At 64.3% G+C, this 16,864-nt stretch carries 17 protein-coding genes; 14 read left to right on the top strand and 3 right to left on the bottom strand.

The window, feature by feature from the left end:
• Positions 1 to 27: 27 nt before the first annotated feature.
• A complete protein-coding gene (locus ACE039_RS21240) occupies positions 28 to 2,322 on the bottom strand; it encodes a RelA/SpoT family protein (protein WP_485823259.1) in 2,295 nt (764 codons plus the stop codon).
• A 106-nt stretch (positions 2,323 to 2,428) separates the two neighbouring features.
• On the opposite strand from ACE039_RS21240, the gene ACE039_RS21245 reads away from it, so the two are divergent.
• Both ACE039_RS21245 and ACE039_RS21250 read left to right on the top strand, forming a co-directional pair.
• Positions 2,429 to 3,262, top strand: a complete 834-nt coding sequence (locus ACE039_RS21245; RefSeq protein ID WP_485823260.1) for a M90 family metallopeptidase — start codon at positions 2,429 to 2,431, stop codon at positions 3,260 to 3,262.
• On the top strand, positions 3,259 to 3,768 hold the full coding sequence (locus ACE039_RS21250; protein ID WP_105555121.1) for a flavodoxin family protein: 510 nt from the start codon (positions 3,259 to 3,261) through the stop codon (positions 3,766 to 3,768). Before ACE039_RS21245 ends, ACE039_RS21250 begins: the two co-directional genes overlap by 4 nt.
• Positions 3,769 to 3,852: 84 nt before the next feature.
• Here the strand turns inward: ACE039_RS21250 and ACE039_RS21255 are convergent, their stop codons facing one another.
• Both ACE039_RS21255 and pncB read right to left on the bottom strand, forming a co-directional pair.
• Positions 3,853 to 4,203, bottom strand: a complete 351-nt coding sequence (locus ACE039_RS21255) for a RidA family protein (protein ID WP_006223803.1) — start codon at positions 4,201 to 4,203, stop codon at positions 3,853 to 3,855.
• Between the two features lie 72 nt (positions 4,204 to 4,275).
• Complete coding sequence (gene pncB, locus ACE039_RS21260) at positions 4,276 to 5,451, bottom strand: nicotinate phosphoribosyltransferase (protein WP_199196711.1); 1,176 nt, start codon at positions 5,449 to 5,451, stop codon at positions 4,276 to 4,278.
• A 156-nt stretch (positions 5,452 to 5,607) separates the two neighbouring features.
• Between pncB and fdxA the strand changes: the two genes are divergently transcribed.
• The 12 genes from fdxA (at position 5,608) to ACE039_RS21320 (ending at position 16,834) form a co-directional block, all read left to right on the top strand.
• Positions 5,608 to 5,931, top strand: a complete 324-nt coding sequence (gene fdxA / locus ACE039_RS21265; protein ID WP_006218015.1) for a ferredoxin FdxA — start codon at positions 5,608 to 5,610, stop codon at positions 5,929 to 5,931.
• Positions 5,932 to 5,980: 49 nt separating this feature from the next.
• Positions 5,981 to 6,781, top strand: a complete 801-nt coding sequence (locus tag ACE039_RS21270; RefSeq protein WP_485823261.1) for a ferredoxin--NADP reductase — start codon at positions 5,981 to 5,983, stop codon at positions 6,779 to 6,781.
• A 212-nt stretch (positions 6,782 to 6,993) separates the two neighbouring features.
• Entirely contained in the window at positions 6,994 to 8,220 is a 1,227-nt protein-coding gene (locus ACE039_RS21275; protein WP_485823262.1) for a polyhydroxyalkanoate depolymerase, read from the top strand.
• A 194-nt stretch (positions 8,221 to 8,414) separates the two neighbouring features.
• Positions 8,415 to 9,059 carry an electron transport complex subunit RsxB gene (rsxB, locus tag ACE039_RS21280; RefSeq protein WP_485823263.1) on the top strand — a complete coding sequence of 215 codons (645 nt, stop codon included), beginning with the start codon at positions 8,415 to 8,417 and terminating at the stop codon, positions 9,057 to 9,059.
• Positions 9,056 to 9,691, top strand: coding sequence for an endonuclease III (nth, locus tag ACE039_RS21285; RefSeq protein ID WP_485823264.1), 636 nt, complete (start codon positions 9,056 to 9,058; stop codon positions 9,689 to 9,691). Before rsxB ends, nth begins: the two co-directional genes overlap by 4 nt.
• 353 nt (positions 9,692 to 10,044) lie before the next feature.
• Positions 10,045 to 10,818, top strand: coding sequence for an ABC transporter ATP-binding protein (locus ACE039_RS21290; RefSeq protein WP_105555127.1), 774 nt, complete (start codon positions 10,045 to 10,047; stop codon positions 10,816 to 10,818).
• Positions 10,815 to 11,525: an ABC transporter ATP-binding protein gene (locus ACE039_RS21295; protein WP_006223796.1), complete on the top strand. Its 711-nt coding sequence runs from the start codon at positions 10,815 to 10,817 to the stop codon at positions 11,523 to 11,525. The genes ACE039_RS21290 and ACE039_RS21295 overlap by 4 nt, the downstream gene beginning before the upstream one ends.
• A gap of 61 nt (positions 11,526 to 11,586) precedes the next feature.
• On the top strand, positions 11,587 to 12,801 hold the full coding sequence (locus tag ACE039_RS21300) for an ABC transporter substrate-binding protein (protein ID WP_448712104.1): 1,215 nt from the start codon (positions 11,587 to 11,589) through the stop codon (positions 12,799 to 12,801).
• A 101-nt stretch (positions 12,802 to 12,902) separates the two neighbouring features.
• Positions 12,903 to 13,790 (top strand): branched-chain amino acid ABC transporter permease, encoded by an 888-nt coding sequence (locus ACE039_RS21305; RefSeq protein WP_169273735.1) that lies wholly within the window; start codon positions 12,903 to 12,905, stop codon positions 13,788 to 13,790.
• Positions 13,787 to 14,770, top strand: a complete 984-nt coding sequence (locus tag ACE039_RS21310) for a branched-chain amino acid ABC transporter permease (RefSeq protein ID WP_448712107.1) — start codon at positions 13,787 to 13,789, stop codon at positions 14,768 to 14,770. Before ACE039_RS21305 ends, ACE039_RS21310 begins: the two co-directional genes overlap by 4 nt.
• Positions 14,771 to 14,881: 111 nt before the next feature.
• Positions 14,882 to 15,907: an ABC transporter substrate-binding protein gene (locus ACE039_RS21315; protein WP_485823265.1), complete on the top strand. Its 1,026-nt coding sequence runs from the start codon at positions 14,882 to 14,884 to the stop codon at positions 15,905 to 15,907.
• Positions 15,908 to 15,988: 81 nt separating this feature from the next.
• Positions 15,989 to 16,834 (top strand): branched-chain amino acid aminotransferase, encoded by an 846-nt coding sequence (locus ACE039_RS21320; protein ID WP_485823347.1) that lies wholly within the window; start codon positions 15,989 to 15,991, stop codon positions 16,832 to 16,834.
• Positions 16,835 to 16,864: the final 30 nt, after the last annotated feature.

Here is a 16,864-nt window from a genome sequence, read left to right on the forward strand (position 1 = left end):
GCCCGGGGGCTGTCCTAACGGGCTGTCCTAACGGCGAGACGCCGAGGACACGCCAGCCACTTCGGCCAGGGCGTCCAGCGCGCGGGCGAGCGATTCGCCCCCGCGCACTTCCACCGTGAACACCATGTGGGCCAGCGACTGCTTGCTCTGCGTATTCACGCCCACCACGTTCAGGCGCAACCGCGCAAAGACTTCGGACAAGTCGCGCAGCAGACCGGGCCGGTCGTGCGCGCGCACACTGATGTCTACCGGATAGAAGGTGTCGGAGGTCTCGCCCCAGGCCACCTCGATCACGCGCTCGGGCTCGCGAGCGGCCAGCGCCAGGTAGCTGTGGCAATCGCTGCGGTGAATGGACACACCGCGCCCGCGTGTGACGAAGCCCACGATGGCGTCCGGCGGCGCCGGGCGGCAGCAACGGGCCAACTGCGTCAACAGCGAGCCCACCCCCACCACCAGTACGCCGCTTTTGCCGCTTTTCTCGGCGCTGCCCGCGCTGGCGTGGCGCAGCGCGGCCGGCTGCGGTTCGACGGCCGGTCCCGGCTGCTGGAACACGCTGTCGATCTGGCGCAGGCTGAACTCTTCCTTGGCGGCCGCCACGTACAGGTCGTCGGCGCGGGCAAAGCCCAGGTTCTGCGCCAGCTGTTCCAGATTGACCGCCGTCTTGCCCAGCCGCTGCAGTTCCTTCTCGACCAGCGCCTGCCCTTGGGTAATGCGCTGCTGCAGCTCGATGGCGTTGAACCACATGCGCACCTTGGCGCGGGCCCGCGGGCTGGCCAGGAACCCCAGCTGAGGGTTGAGCCAGTCGCGCGACGGACCGCCTGACTTGGCGGAAATGATCTCGACGGTCTGGCCGGTGGACAGCCGCGTCTGCAGCGGCACCATCTGCCCGTCGACGCGGGCGCCGCGGCAGCGGTGCCCCAGGTCGGTGTGCAAGTGATAGGCAAAGTCCACCGGCGTGGCGCCGGCGGGCAGTTCGATCACCCGCGCCTGCGGCGTCAGCACGTAGATACGTTCGTCGGTATGCGCGGGCGCCGTGACCACATTGCGGTTCTTGCCCGGCCCCGACCTGGTCGGACCCGCCTTGGCGACGTCCGGCTTGGCGGCATCCGCCCCCGGCTCGGCCCCGCCCTCGACATCGCTGTTCCAGGCCAGCAGTTGGCGCATCCAGGCCAGTTGGCGGTCGTATTCGCTGGAAGCCGCTACCTGGCCGCCCTTGGCGCCCGCTTCCTTGTAGCGCCAGTGCGCGGCCATGCCGTACTCGGCGAACTGATGCATCTCGCGCGTGCGGATCTGCACTTCGAATGGCCTGCCGTCGTCGTCCGTCACCACCGTATGCAGCGAACGGTAACCGTTGGGTTTGGGCCGCGAAATGTAATCGTCGAACTCGTCGGACAACGGCGTCCACATTTCGTGCACCAGGCCCAACGCCGTATAGCAGGCGCGCACATCCTCGACAATGATGCGCAAGGCGCGCAAGTCGTACATCTGGGTGAAATCCAGGCGCTTGACCCGCATCTTGTTCCAGATGCTGTAGATGTGCTTGGGCCGGCCACTGACTTCGGCCTCGATACCGGACTTGGACAAGGCGGTCTGCAAGCGGTCGATCGCGCCTGCGATGAAGGCTTCGCGTTCGACGCGCTTTTCTTCCAGCAGGCGGGCGATCTGCTTGTAGCGGTCGGGTTCCAGGAAGCGGAAGGCCAGGTCTTCCATTTCCCATTTGATCTGCCAGATGCCCAGGCGGTTCGCCAGCGGCGCGTACAAGTCCAGCGTTTCACGCGCAAAGGCGGTCGAGCACGGCGCTTTGCTTTCGGCGTGCCAGCGCAAGGTGCGCAGGCGGGAGGCCAGCCGCATCAGCACGATGCGAAGATCGGCCGCCATGGCCAGCAGCATCTTGCGCTGCATTTCCTTTTGCGAGCCGCTTTCGGCCTCGGCATCGCTGGCCTGGCGGGCCACCACGCCCAGGCGCAACAGCGCGCGGGTGCCCTGGACCAGCCGCGCGACCTCGGCGCCGAACGCGACGGCCACGGGGTCGTTGCGCAGGGCCGGCGCGGGCGCCATCAAGTCGGTCGGCAAGGCGGCCAGCAGCGCCGCGGCGCGCGTGGCGGCGTCGGTGTGCAGCGCCGCAAGGATACGGACCACGCCGGCGCCGTGACTGGCCAGGGGCTCGCCCGTCAGCGCCTGCTGCCCTTCAAACCGGGGGATGGCCCAGGTCACGGCCTGGTCGATCAGCGCCATGCCGTGGGCGTCCAGGCCCGCCCCTACCTCCTGCCGCCAGGAAGCGTCGAAAGGCGAAGGCGCATCGGGAACTGGCGGGGCGGACATGACGGTTGTCGAGCGGGATCGGGTTGAGATTCCCGACACTCTACACTAGGGCTTGCAACCCCTGAATCCCCTGCCTTATCCCGATATATCGAAGGAACCCAAGCTTATGTTGCGCTGGCTCAAGGGCCGGGGCGCCCGCCCCGCCGAGGTGGCCGAGATGCAGGCCCGCATCTCGCCCGAACTCTGGCGCCAGGTACTGGACGCCCACCCCTTCCTCTCGGTGTTGAACGACGGCGAAACCGCCCAGCTGCTGGCGCGGTCGGCCTGGCTGCTGGCCAGCAAGACCATCAATGGCGCGCAGGGCCTGGAGGTCTCGGATGGGATGCGCCTGTCCATCGCGGCGCAGGCCAGCCTGCCCATCCTGAACCTGGCGCCCGAACTCTATGAGGGCTGGGACGAGATCATCGTCTACCCCGCCAGCTTCCGCATTCCCCGGTCGCGCCAGGACGACGACGGCGTGGTCCACGAGTACATCGAGGACGCCGCCGGCGAAGCCTGGGAAGGCGGCCCGCTGGTGCTTTCCTGGGAAGACACGCAATTGTCGGAAGGCGGCTTCAACGTGGTCATCCACGAATTCGCCCACAAGCTGGACCTGCGCTCGGGCTTCGCGGACGGCATGCCGTCGCTGGCGGCGCATCGGGATCTGAAACCGAAGGTCTGGCGGCAAGTGCTGGACGACAGCCTGGACCGCTTCATCGCCGCGCTGGATACGGTCGAGGCGGCCATCCCGCCCGACGTGGACCCCGAAAGCGAGGAGGCGGACGCCTGGTACGGCCAGTTGCCGATGGACCCGTACGCGGCCACGGACGAAGCGGAGTTCTTTGCCGTCAGCTCCGAACACTTCTTCGTGGACCCCGTTCCCATGCAGCAGGCGCTACCCGAGTGGTATGGCTTGCTGCGGGCGTATTACCGGCAAGACCCCCTGGAACGCTACGCATGAAGCAGCTGCTGATCATCTGGCATTCGCGCACGGGCGCGGCCCGGCAGATGGCCGAGGCCGCGGCCCGCGGCGCGACCGCGGCTGCCGCGCAACTCGAGCAGGCGGACGAATTGCACATCATCCTGCGGCGCGCGGCGGACGCCGCGGCCGATGATTTGCTGGCCAGCCAGGGCTTTTTGTTCTGCGCGCCCGAGAACCTGGCGAGCCTCAGCGGCGAGATGAAAGAGTGCTTTGACCGCAATTACTACGCGGTGCTGGACCGCATCCAGGGCTTGCCCTACGGTTGCGCCATCAGTGCCGGCAGCGACGGCTCGGGCGCGGCGCGGCAGGTTGAACGGATTTGCACGGGCTGGCGGCTGAAACCCGTGGCGCCGCCCTTGATCGTGAACCTGGGTGCGCAGACCGCGGAACAGATTTGGGCGGAGAAGACGGTGCCCGCCCAGGATCTGGCCAGGTGCGAGGAATTGGGCGGACTGTTGGCAGGGGTCGTGCTGATGGGGGGATGACGGGTTGCGCGCAAGAAAGGCCCACGCCCAAAGAAAAAGCCCTTCGGCATGCCGAAGGGCTTTTCACTTGCCGGCGGATATCGCTTAGACGGCAGCCGTCACGACGATCTCGACCTTGAAATCGGGATTGGCCAGGCGGGCTTCGACCGTGGCGCGCGGGGGCGAATTGCCATCGGCGACCCAAGCGTCCCATGCCTTGTTCATGCCATCGAATTCCTTCATGTTGGCCACGTAGATCTGGGCCATCAGGATCTTGGTCTTGTCGGTGCCGGCTTCGGCCAGCAGGCGATCGATCGTCGCCAGCACTTGTTCGGTCTGACCGGTGATGTCCAGCTTGGCATCGTCAGGCACCTGGCCCGCCAGATACGCGACGCCGTTGTACACGGCCATGTCCGACAGGCGCTTGGCAACGTGGAAGCGCTTGATGCTGCTCATGAATATTCCCCTAGAGTCGAGTGGGTGGGTTGGATCAAAACAGGCAAACCAGCAATTTACCCCGAGCCGCGCTCAGGCGGGAGGCAACTGGAACACCTGGCGCAGATACGCCAGGTAAGCGGGATCGTCGCACATGGTCTTTTCGGGCGCGTCGGACACCTTGGCTACGGGCTGGCCATTGCAGCGGACCATTTTCATGACGATCTGCAGCGGTTCGTGGCCCAGGTCGTTGGTGAGGTTGGTGCCGATGCCGAACGACACCTTGCAGCGTCCAGCAAACTGGCGGGCCAGTTCGATCGCGCGCGGGAACGTCAGTGAATCGGAGAACACCAGGGTCTTGGCACGGGGATCCACGCGGTTCTTGCGGTAGTGCTCAAGCAGGCGCTCGCCCCAGACGAAGGGATCGCCGGAATCGTGGCGCGCGCCGTCGAAGAGTTTGCAGAAATACATGTCGAAGTCTCGCAGGAAGGCATCCATGCCATAGACGTCCGACAACGCGATACCCAGATCGCCGCGATATTCCTTGGCCCAGACTTCCAGCGCATACACCTGCGAATCACGCAGGCGCGGGCCCAGCGCCTGGCAGGCCTGCAAGTATTCGTGGCCCATCGTGCCCAAAGGCAGCACTTCGTGCTGCTTGGCCAGCAGGACATTGCTGGTGCCCGCGAAGTGCGGACCCATCTGCGCCTTCATGGTGGACACGACTTCCTGGTGCCAGACCTTCGAGAAGCGGCGGCGCGTGCCGTATTCGGCCACGCGGAAATCGGCCAGCGCCGGGTCGTCCAGCACCAGGTGCATCTTGGACTGCAGGCGCTGTCGGCCCTCTTCCCAGTCGGGATTCTTGCGCGTGTTGCGGAAATAGACTTCGTTGACGATGGCCAGCACCGGGATCTCGAACAGGATCGTGTGCAGCCACGGGCCCTTGACCTCGATCGAGATCTCGCCGGGCGCGTCGCCTTCGCCGATGTGGATGCAGCGCTCGGGCATATGGAACAACCCAAGGAAATCAACGAAGTCGCTTTTGATGAAACGCAAGCCACCCAGGTAATCGAGTTCGTCCTGGGTGAAGCGCAACTGGCACAATTGGTGCACTTCCTCGCGGATTTCGTCCAGATACGGGCGCAGGTCGGCCCCTACGGTGCGGCACTTGTAACGGTACTCGACCTGTGCAGCGGGGAATTGATGCAGCACCACTTGCATCATGCTGAATTTGTACAGATCGGTGTCGAGCAGCGAAGTGATTATCATGATTGCGCGTATCGTTTCGCGACACCATAGCATAGAGGGCCGGGGGTTCAGGGCGATGGGCCACGATGTCAATACGGGTATTACCGGCACATCCGGCCCGCATTGGGTAAAATCCGGCCAACAAGACACAAAAGCCGCCGATCCCGGAGTTCCTGAATGACCCACGTTGTCACCGAAAACTGTATTAAGTGCAAGTACACCGATTGCGTTGATGTGTGCCCGGTGGACTGTTTTCGTGAGGGTCCGAACTTCCTCGTGATCGATCCGGACGAATGCATCGACTGTGCCGTGTGCATCCCCGAATGCCCGGCCAATGCGATCTACGCCGAAGAAGACGTGCCGCAGGACCAACTGAATTTCATCGCGCTGAACGCCGAGCTGTCCCCCGAGTTCGCCAGCATCAGCCGCGCCAAGAAGCCCCTGCCGGACGCCGACGACTGGAACGGCAAGCAGGACAAGCTGCAATACCTGGAAAAATAATCCGCGGCCGCTGGCTGCCGCCTGGCGGCCGGCATCGTGCGATGCCCCGATGACCGACGACTCCAAATACACGCGCCAGACCGTAACCCAGATCCATACCTGGGTGCCCGACAAGCTGTTCTCCGTGCGCTTGACCCGCGACGACGCGTATACGTTCCTGCCGGGCCAGTTCGCCCGGGTCGGTTTACCGGGAGCCGACGCCCCCGACGGCCCGCCCACGCTGTGGCGCGCCTATTCCATGGTGTCGGCCCCGCAAGAGTCCGGGCTGGAGTTCTATTCCATCGTCGTCCCCGACGGCCTGTTCAGCCCGCGCATGGCGCAACTGCGCCCGGGCGACGCCCTGTACGTGGAAAAGACGCCCTACGGCTTCCTGACGCTGGAACGCTTCGCTCCGGGGGGCGACCTCTGGCTGCTGGCCTCTGGCACCGGCCTGTCGGCCTACCTGTCCATCCTTCGCGACCCGGCCACCTGGCGCGCCTACCGCCGCATCATCCTGGTGCATGGCGTGCGCACCGCGGCAGAGCTGGCCTACCGCGAAGAGATCGAATCCTGGGGCCAGCGGCCCGAACTGGCAGACCTGCACGCGGCCGATCCGCGCAAGCTCGTCTACCTGCCGATCGCCACCCGCGAGCCCCTGCCGGGCATGCCGCAAGCCCGCCTGACGACGCTGATCGCGGACGGCCGGCTGGAGCAGCTGGCCGGGCTGCCGCTGGATCCGGAACATGCCAAGATCATGCTTTGCGGCAACCCCGAGATGCTGGCGGACGCCCGCAAGCTGCTGGGTGAACGCGGTTTCAAGCCGGGCCGCCGAGGCATCCCCGGCAACCTGGCGGTTGAGAATTACTGGTGATCCCGCACGGCCCGGCGTAGTGCATATATCCCCCGTTTGGTCTCTGGGCAGGGCGAAAAAACGCCCTAAACTGGTGCTTAATGGGATGACGGGTCTCTTTTTTGCAACAGAATCCCGGTTTCTGCCGCAGTTTCTTTAGGCTGATTGGATATATCTTTAGTCCTCGGCGCAATAATCGGGGCACACGCACGACCCAGAAGGACTTCCCCCAAATGCTGTACCAATTGCACGAAATGCAGCGCGCCTTCCTGACTCCGTTCGCTGCATTCACGGATGCCGGTTCCCAGCTGTTCTCCAGCCCATACAGCCCCCTCGCTTACACCCCGATTTCCCGCCAGATGGCTGCCGGGTACGAGTTGATGACGCGGATCGGCAAGGAATATCAGAAGCCCGCCTGGAATCTTCCCGAGACGCAGATCAACGGCAAGCCCGTGCGCGTTACCGAAACCCTGGCGCTGGACAAGCCCTTCTGCCGCCTGGTGCACTTCCACCGCGACGTGCGCGCCGCCGGCCGCGACGACCCCAAGGTGTTGCTGGTGGCGCCGCTGTCGGGCCACCACGCCACGCTGCTGCGCGACACCGTGCGCGCCCTGCTGCCCAACCATGACGTGTACGTCACGGACTGGGTCGACGCCCGCATGGTGCCCCTGGCGGCCGGCCCCTTCCATCTGAACGACTACGTGCGCTATGTGCAGAATTTCATCCGGCACCTGGGCCCGGACGTGCATGTGATCTCGGTCTGCCAGCCCACCGTGCCCGTGCTGGCCGCCGTGTCGCTGATGGCTACCGCCAACGATCCCTGCCAGCCGCGCAGCATGGTGATGATGGGCGGCCCCATCGATCCGCGCCAGTCGCCCACGCAGGTCAACCGCCTGGCCACGACCAAACCGTATTCCTGGTTTGAAAGCCAGGTCATCCATCCGGTGCCGCCCCGCTATCCGGGCGCCGGCCGCAAGGTCTATCCGGGTTTCCTGCAGCATGCCGGGTTCATGGCCATGCCCCCGCACCGCCACATGAAGTCGCACTACGAGTTCTACCTGGACCTGCTGCGCGGCGACGACAGCGACGCCGAAGCGCATCGCCGCTTCTACGACGAATACAACGCCGTGCTGGACATGCCGGCCGAGTTCTACCTGGACACGATCCGCATGGTGTTTCAGGACTTCTCGCTGCCCAATGGCACCTGGGAAATGGATGGCCAGACCGTGCGCCCGGCCGACATCAAGCAGGTCGCCCTGTTCACCATCGAAGGCGAACTGGACGATATCTCGGGCCAGGGCCAGACTCGCGCGGCGATCACGCTGTGCAAGAACATCCCGGCCGAACGCAAGACGCACTACACCGCCCCCAACTGCGGCCATTACGGGATTTTCTCGGGCCGCCGCTGGCGCGAAATGATCTGTCCTAAAATTGCCGAATTCATCCGGCAATCGACGTAGGATGGGTCAAGCGCGAGCAAGCCTGAACTAGAACCCGGACGTTAAGCGCGCGCAACCCATCAAGCGGCTTTGGTTGCATGGCAAAAACAGCCATGCCGCCACCGCAGCTTGATGCGTTGCGCGCGTTGCGCTGTTGAGTCCTTGCCCAAGGACTCTCGCGCTTCGCCCCATCCTGCCGTCCCCTGTTCCAAACCATGTCCTGTCGTTCACTTGCCGACCGCATCGACGCCTTGCTGCCCCAGACGCAATGCACTAAATGCGGCTATGACGGTTGCCGGCCCTATGCCGACGCCATTGCCCAGGGCGCAGCCCCGATCAATCGCTGCCCGCCCGGCGGCGACGACGGCATCGCTGCGCTTGCCGCCCTGCTGCAGACCCCTGCCCTGCCGCTGGATCTGGCGCGCGGCGAACCCGGCCCGCTGCTGGTCGCCCGCATCGACGAATCCCATTGCATTGGCTGTACGCTGTGCATCCAGGCCTGTCCCGTGGATGCGATCGTGGGCGCCAACAAGCACATGCATACGGTGCTGGCCGACTGGTGTACCGGCTGCGACCTGTGCGTGGCGCCCTGTCCGGTCGATTGCATTCAGATGGTCCCCGCGGGGCGCGCCTGGAGCGCGCAGGACGCTGCCGTCAGCCGGCAGCGCCATCGCAACCACCAGGCCCGGGTGGAACGCCTGGCGGCCGACAACACGCGCCTGATGGCCCCGGAGGCCCCCGCTCAGGCGCTTCCTCAGGCGGCCGCCGCCGGCGACGCCCACAGCGAAGATCGCAAGCGTTCCGCCATTGAATCCGCATTGGCCCGCGCCCGGGCCCGCCGCAATCCGACGCAGCCATGAACGCAGCCAAACGCAGAGAGATATTCGCCCGCCTGCAGGCGGCCAATCCGCACCCCACCACCGAACTGGAATACGACACGCCGTTCCAACTGCTGATCGCGGTGCTGCTGTCGGCGCAAGCGACCGACAAATCGGTCAACATCGCCACGCGCAAGTTCTTTCCGCAGTACGGCACGCCACAGGCCTTGCTTGCGCTGGGCGAGGAAGGCCTGTCCGACTACATCAAGACGATCGGCCTGTACCGCACCAAGGCCAAGAACACGATCGCGACTTGCCGAATCCTGATCGAGCACCACCGCGGCGAGGTGCCGCAAACGCGCGAGGCGCTGGAATCGCTGCCGGGCGTGGGCCGCAAGACAGCCAACGTCGTGCTGAATACCGCCTTCGGCCAACCCACCATGGCGGTCGACACGCACATCTTCCGTGTCTCCAACCGCACCGGCATCGCCCCGGGCAAGAACGTGCTGGAAGTCGAAGAAAAACTGGTGAAGTTCGTGCCCCGCGAATACATGCAGGATGCGCATCACTGGCTGATCCTGCTGGGCCGCTACGTCTGCGTGGCGCGCAAACCGAAATGCCCGCAATGCGGCATATCGGACCTCTGCGAATTCAAACAGAAAACGCCCGCGTAAATTCCGTCGCGCCGGCTATTTCCAAATTATTTCATCGCCTGAAAAACCGGGTTTTCCCTGCCTGCAATTGCACAACGCGTTGATAACAATCAACGCGGATTTGCTGCAACGCATTGGATAGGGAAAAGGGTTTTCCCGCCCTGCCGGCCCAGTATTGTCGGCGTGCCGACAATTCATCAATGCGGCACTGCAAAACCTATGTAAAACCCTCATGGAATTTTGATAAAGAGGTCCGCATACTCGCCGGCAACTCATCGGAAATCAGCGAACAATCGCTGGATTCACGACCCTGCGGGGGCCTGGCGCAATGACGGCAGGTTGAGACCATAAAAATCAACGCCGGTGCAGCGGACATGGATGACACAATCCTGGAGACAAAAGGCCTCACCAAGGAGTTCCGCGGATTCGTCGCGGTCAATGGGGTCGATTTGCGTATCAAGCGGGGCGAGATTCATGCCTTGATCGGGCCTAACGGCGCGGGCAAGACGACTTGCTTCAACCTGCTTACCAAGTTCTTATCTCCCACCTCGGGAACGATCAAGTTCAACGGCATCGACATCACTGGCGATCGCCCCGCGCAGATCGCGCGGCGCGGCGTGATCCGCTCGTTCCAGATTTCGGCGGTGTTTCCTCACCTGACCGTGCTTGAGAACGTGCGGATCGGCTTGCAGCGCAAGACCGGCCTGTCGTTCCACTTCTGGCAAAGCGACAAGCGGCTGGCGGCCCTGAACGAGCCGGCGCGCGCGCTGCTGGAACAGGTGGACCTGGGCGCCTTCGCGGACGAGACCACGGTGAACCTGCCGTACGGCCGCAAGCGCGCGCTGGAGATCGCGACGACGCTGGCGATGGAGCCCGAACTGATGCTGTTGGACGAGCCCACGCAGGGCATGGGCCACGAAGACGTGGACCGCGTCACGCAGCTGATCAAGCGCGTCAGCGCCGGGCGCACGATCCTGATGGTGGAGCACAACATGAACGTGGTGTCCTCCATCGCCAACACCATTACCGTGCTGGCGCGCGGATCGGTGCTGGCCGAGGGCACGTACGCCGAAGTCTCGCGCCATCCCGCCGTGATGCAAGCCTACATGGGCACTACCGACGGCGAACTTCAAGGAGCGCACGCATGAGCACCCCGGCATTGGAAATCTCGGGCTTGCAAGCCTGGTACGGGGAATCGCATATCCTGCACGGCGTCGATATGCGTGTGGGGCAAGGCGAAGTCGTCACGCTGCTGGGCCGCAACGGCGCCGGCCGCACCACCACGCTACGGGCCATTCTTGGCCTGACGGGATCACGCAAGGGCTCGGTACGCATTCACGGCACCGAAGCCATCGACCTGCCCACCTACAAGATTGCCCACCTGGGCGTGGGCTATTGCCCCGAAGAGCGCGGCATCTTCGCCAGCCTGTCTTGCGAAGAAAACCTGCTGCTGCCGCCCGTCGTCGGTTCGCTGGGCGGCGGGATGTCGCTGGCTGAAATCTACGACATGTTTCCCAACCTGCAAGAGCGCCGGAATTCGCCGGGCACGCGCTTGTCGGGCGGCGAACAACAGATGCTGGCGGTGGCGCGCATCTTGCGCACCGGCGCCAACCTGCTGCTGCTGGACGAAATCTCCGAAGGCCTCGCGCCCGTCATCGTGCAGGCGCTTGCCCGCATGATCACGACGCTGAAGCAGCGCGGCTACACCATCGTCATGGTGGAGCAGAACTTCCGCTTCGCGGCTCCGCTGGCCGACCGCTTCTATGTGATGGAGCATGGTCAGATCGTCGAGCATTTCGAAGCGGCTGAACTTTCAGAAAAACAGGACACGCTCAACGAACTGTTGGGCGTCTAAAACAACCTGTCATCCGCCGGAACCCCGGCAACACAACACCGTAGGGAAGAGGAGTCATCCCATGAAGCTGCACACCATCACTGCTGCACTGGCCATGGCGGGCCTGGGATTTGCGGGGGTAACCGCCCACGCGCAAGGTATCTCCGACGATGTCATCCGCATCGGCTTCATCACCGACATGTCGGGCGTGTATTCCGACATCGACGGCAAGGCCGGCCTGGACGCGATCCGCATGGCGATCGAAGACGCCGGCGGCTCGATCAACGGCAAGAAGATCGAAGTGGTCTCGGCCGATCACCAGAACAAGGCCGACGTGGCGTCGGCCCGCGTGCGCGAGTGGTTCGACGAACAGAAGGTGGACGTCATCATCGCCGGCACGAACTCGTCGACCAGCCTGGCCATGGCCGGCGTGGCCGCAGCCAAGAAGAAGCCGTTCATGGCAATCGGCGCAGGCGCGTCGGACCTGACCAACGCGCAATGTTCGCCCTACACCGTGCACTACGCCTACGACACCGTGGCCCTGGCGCGCGGCACCGGCTCCGCCGTTGTGAAGGACGGCGGCAAGAGCTGGTTCTTCCTGACCGCCGACTACGCCTTCGGCCATGCGCTGGAGCGCGACACCATGGCGGTCGTCAAGGCTGCGGGTGGCGATGTAAAAGGCCAGGTGCGCGCGCCGCTGGGCGCCTCGGACTTCTCGTCCTTCCTGCTGCAGGCGCAAGCCTCCAAGGCGCAGATCCTGGGTCTGGCCAACGCAGGCGGCGACACCATCAACGCGATCAAGGCCGCCAATGAATTCGGCGTGACCAAGACCATGAAGATGGCGGGTCTGCTGGTCTTCATCAACGACGTGCACGCGCTGGGCTTGCAGGCCACGCAGGGCATGTACCTGACCGACGGTTGGTACTGGGACCAATCCGACGCTTCGCGCGCCTGGTCCAAGAAGTTCGAAGCCAAGGTCGGCCGCAAGCCGTCCATGCTGCAGGCGGGCGACTATTCCGCCCTTAGCTTCTATCTGAACGCAGTCAAGGCCACCGGCACGGACGACGGCGATGCCGTGATGAAGTGGATGAAGTCCAACAAGGTCAACGACTTCTTCGCCCAAGGCGGCTACGTCCGCGAAGACGGCCGCATGATCCACGACATGTACCTGATGCAGGTCAAGACCCCGGCCGAATCCAAGGCCCCGTGGGACTACTACAAGGTCGTGGCGACGCTGCCCGGCGACGAGGTCTACACCAAGTTGTCCGAGTCCACCTGCAAGCTGGTCAAAAAGTAATCCACCGGCTTATGTGACCCCGAGGTGCGGTCAGGCGCAAGCCGCCGCGGCCGCACCTTGAATTTGCTCGCTTCCATCCGTACGCGCAGGATTTTCACAAGATGACTGACCTTTTCGGCATCCCTATACAGGCCTTGTTCGGCCAGCTATTACTGGGCCTGGTCAACGGTTCCTTCTATGCCATGTTGTCGCTCGGGCTTGCCGTTATTTTCGGGCTGCTTAACGTCATCAACTTCGCGCACGGCGCGCTTTACATGCTGGGCGCGTTCATCGCCTGGATGGGGCTGTCGTACCTGGGGTTGAACTACTGGATCATGCTGGTCCTGGCGCCGTTGGTCGTCGGGTTATTCGGCATCCTTATCGAGAAGCTGCTGCTCAAGCACCTGTACAAGCTTGACCACTTGTATGGCCTGCTGTTGACCTTCGGGCTGACGCTGCTGATCGAAGGGCTGTTCCGCAGCTTCTATGGCGTGTCGGGCCAACCCTATCCCACGCCCGATGCCTTGCGCGGCGCGACCAACCTGGGCTTCATGATTCTGCCGAACTACCGCGGCTGGGTCGTGGCGGCATCGCTGGTGGTGTGCCTGGCAACCTGGTTCGTGATCGAACGCACCCGCCTGGGCGCCCTGCTGCGCGCCGGCACCGAAAACCCGCGCCTGGTCGAGGCCTTCGGCGTGAACGTGCCTCGCATGATCACGCTGACCTACGGCTTTGGCGTGGCGCTGGCGGGCTTTGCCGGCGTGCTGGCCGCGCCCGTCCTGCAGATTTCCCCGCTGATGGGGTCCAACCTCATCATCGTCGTGTTCGCCGTGGTCGTGATCGGGGGCATGGGGTCCATCATGGGCGCCATCGTCACTGGTCTGGGCCTGGGTGTGATTGAAGGACTGACGAAGGTGTTCTGGCCCGAAGCCTCCAGCACCGTCGTGTTCATCATCATGGCCATCGTTCTGTTGATCCGCCCGGCCGGGCTGTTCGGAAAAGAAAAATGAATCGTCAATTCCTGGGCTATGCGGTCCTGGCCGTCGTGGTGGCCGCTCTACCCTTTCTCGGGGTGTATCCGATCTTCGCCATGAAGATCATGTGCTATGCGCTTTTCGCCTGCGCATTCAACCTGCTGCTGGGCTTTACGGGGCTGCTGTCCTTCGGGCATGCCGCGTTCCTGGGCAGCGCGGCGTATGCCGCCGGCCATGCGATGAAGGTCTGGGGCTTTCCCACCGAAATCGGCCTGTTGTTTGGCGTGGGCGTGGCGGCCTTGCTGGGGCTGGCAATGGGCGCCATCGCCATCCGGCGCAGCGGCATCTACTTCGCGATGATCACGCTGGCGCTGGCGCAGATGGTGTTCTTCTTCTTCCTGCAGGCCAAGTTCACGGGCGGCGAAGACGGCCTGCAAAGCGTGCCGCGCGGCACCTTGCTGGGGCTGGTCGACCTGTCCAAGGACATCAACCTGTATTACGTGGTGATGGCCATCTTCATCATCGGCTACTTCATCATCTGGCGCACGGTGAACTCGCCCTTCGGGCAAGTGCTGCAGGCGCTGCGTGAGAATGAGCCGCGCGCCGTTTCGCTGGGCTACGACGTGGACCGGTTCAAGCTGCTGGCCTTCGTACTGTCGGCCGCGCTGGCCGGACTGGCGGGCGCCACCAAGACCCTGGTGTTCGTGTCGGCGACGCTGTCGGACGCCACCTGGCAGATGTCCGGGCTGGTCATCCTGATGACGCTGATCGGTGGGCTTGGCACCTTGACGGGCCCGATCCTGGGCGCCTTCATCGTGGTGCTGCTGGAGAACAAGGTGGGCGACTTCGGCCAGATGATGGCCAACCTGACCGGCGTGGAATGGTTCCTGCGCCTGGGTGAATCCGTCACGATCGTGATCGGCCTGATCTTCGTGATCTGCGTGCTGGCCTTCCGCCGCGGCATCGTAGGCGAAGTCGGCGCGTTCATCGACCGCCGGCGCGCCGCCCGCGTCTGACGCGCCAAGGCATGTCATCCGGACGGGGCCGCATCATGCGGCCCCGTTTGCTTTTGCTCGGCCCCAAGCCCCCGTACAATAAAACGCACCCCATCAAACAGGTGCCTGACCATGCGCAACCCGCATCTGCTCGCCCCCGTCTGCGGCGCCCTGGCGCTGACCGCGGCCCTTCTGGCCCCGCCCGCCCAAGCCGCCTCCCCCACCGCTACCTGCGAAGTCGACCGCCCTGTCCGCTTCAGCGGGCTGAACTGGGAATCCAACCTGGTGTTGGCGGGCATTGAACGCTACGTGCTGGAACACGGCTATGGCTGCAAGACCAGCGTGGAAATCGGCGAAACACTGCCCATGCTGGCGGCGCTGCAACGCGGCGACGTCGACGTCACGCCCGAAGTGTGGCCCGGCCAGATCGAAGGCGCGTGGAAAAAGGCGCTGGCCAGCGGCAAAGTGCTGGGCGTGGGGCACGTGTACGACGCCGGCGAAGGCTGGTACGTGCCGCGCTACACCGTCGAACGCCATCCCGACCTGAAGGCCGCGTCAGACCTGGCGCGCTTCAAGAAGGTGTTCACCGACCCTGAAGATCCCGGCCGCGGCCGCATCTACGGCTGCCCCGCCGGCTGGGCTTGCGGCACCTTGAACGACAACCTGCTGCGCGCGTTGAAACTGGACAAGGACTATTCGCTGTTCGCGCCGGGCTCGGGCGCCGCGCAGAAGGCCGCCATTGTCTCGGCCTACAAGCGCAAGCGAGACATCGTTTTCTACTACTGGACGCCCACCTCGCTGGTCGGCGCGCTGGACCTGGTGAAGCTGGAACTGCCCGCCTTCGACCAAACCGCGTACACCTGCATGACCGATCCCAAATGTGCCACGCCGGTTGCCACCGAGTTCAAGCCGAACCCCGTGGTCACGGGTGTGAATGCGGCGTTCGCCAAAGAGGCGCCCAAGATCACCGACTTCCTCAGCAAGCTGGCCGTGCCCGACGACGCCATCAACGCCACGTTGGGCTGGCTCGAAAACGAAGGCAAGGAACCCGAGGATGCGGCGCGCTATTTCCTGAAGCAGTACGGGCCCGTCTGGCGGCAGTGGATGCCGGCGGATGCCGCCGACCGCGTGCAGGCAGCGCTGGCACGCGAGGACTGACCGGACACCAGCGCCGCCTCATGTATCCTGGCGTTTCGGCGCCGAAGAAGCGCCTACCCGATTCAAGAAAGGAAGATGAACATGGATGCCCTGTATTGGTACGACGGCCACTGGACCACCGACAACCCCAAACTGCTCGGCCCCGCCGATCACGCGTTCTGGATGGCCAGCATGGTTTTCGACGGCGCGCGCGCGTTCCGCGGCCTGACGCCTGACCTGGACCTGCACTGCCAGCGGGTCGTGCGTTCGGCCGAAAAGATGCTGATGAAGCCGCAGCTGGATGGGGAAACGATTCAAAAGCTGTGCCTGGAAGCCGTGGCCAAGTTCCCGGCCGGCACCGAGCTCTACATCAAGCCGATGTTTTATTGCGCCGACGGCTTCCTGCTGCCCGATGCGGACAAGACCCAGTTCGTGCTGCACGTGTTCAAGGTGCCGATGCCGGGCGAGCAAGGCTTTTCGGCCTGCTTCTCCAGCTTTGCGCGTTCCTGGCCCAACATGGCGCCCACCGACGCCAAGGCGTCGTGCCTGTATCCCAACGGCCAGCGCGCCATCCGCGAGGCCGCGGAAAAGGGTTTCGACAACGCCATCATGCTGGACGGCGCGGGCAACGTTGCCGAATTCGCCACCAGCAACCTGTGGATCGCCAAGAACGGCGTCGTGTCCACCCCCGTGGACAACGGCACCTTCCTGAACGGCATCACCCGCCGCCGGGTCCTGGCGCTGCTGAAGGCAGACGGCGTCGACGTGCAAGAGCGCAGCCTGACGCGCGCCGATGTCGAAGAAGCCGACGAAGTGTTTTCGTCCGGCAACTACGGCAAGGTCGTGCACGTGAACCGCGTGGAAGACCGCGCGCTGGAATACGGCCCGCTGGCGCGTCGTGCCCACAAGCTGTACATGGATTACGCCGAAAGCACCGGCAGCCGCTAAACCGGCGCCGCCGCCCTGCCGCTTCCCCCG

Source organism: Achromobacter maghribensis, assembly GCF_057334215.1.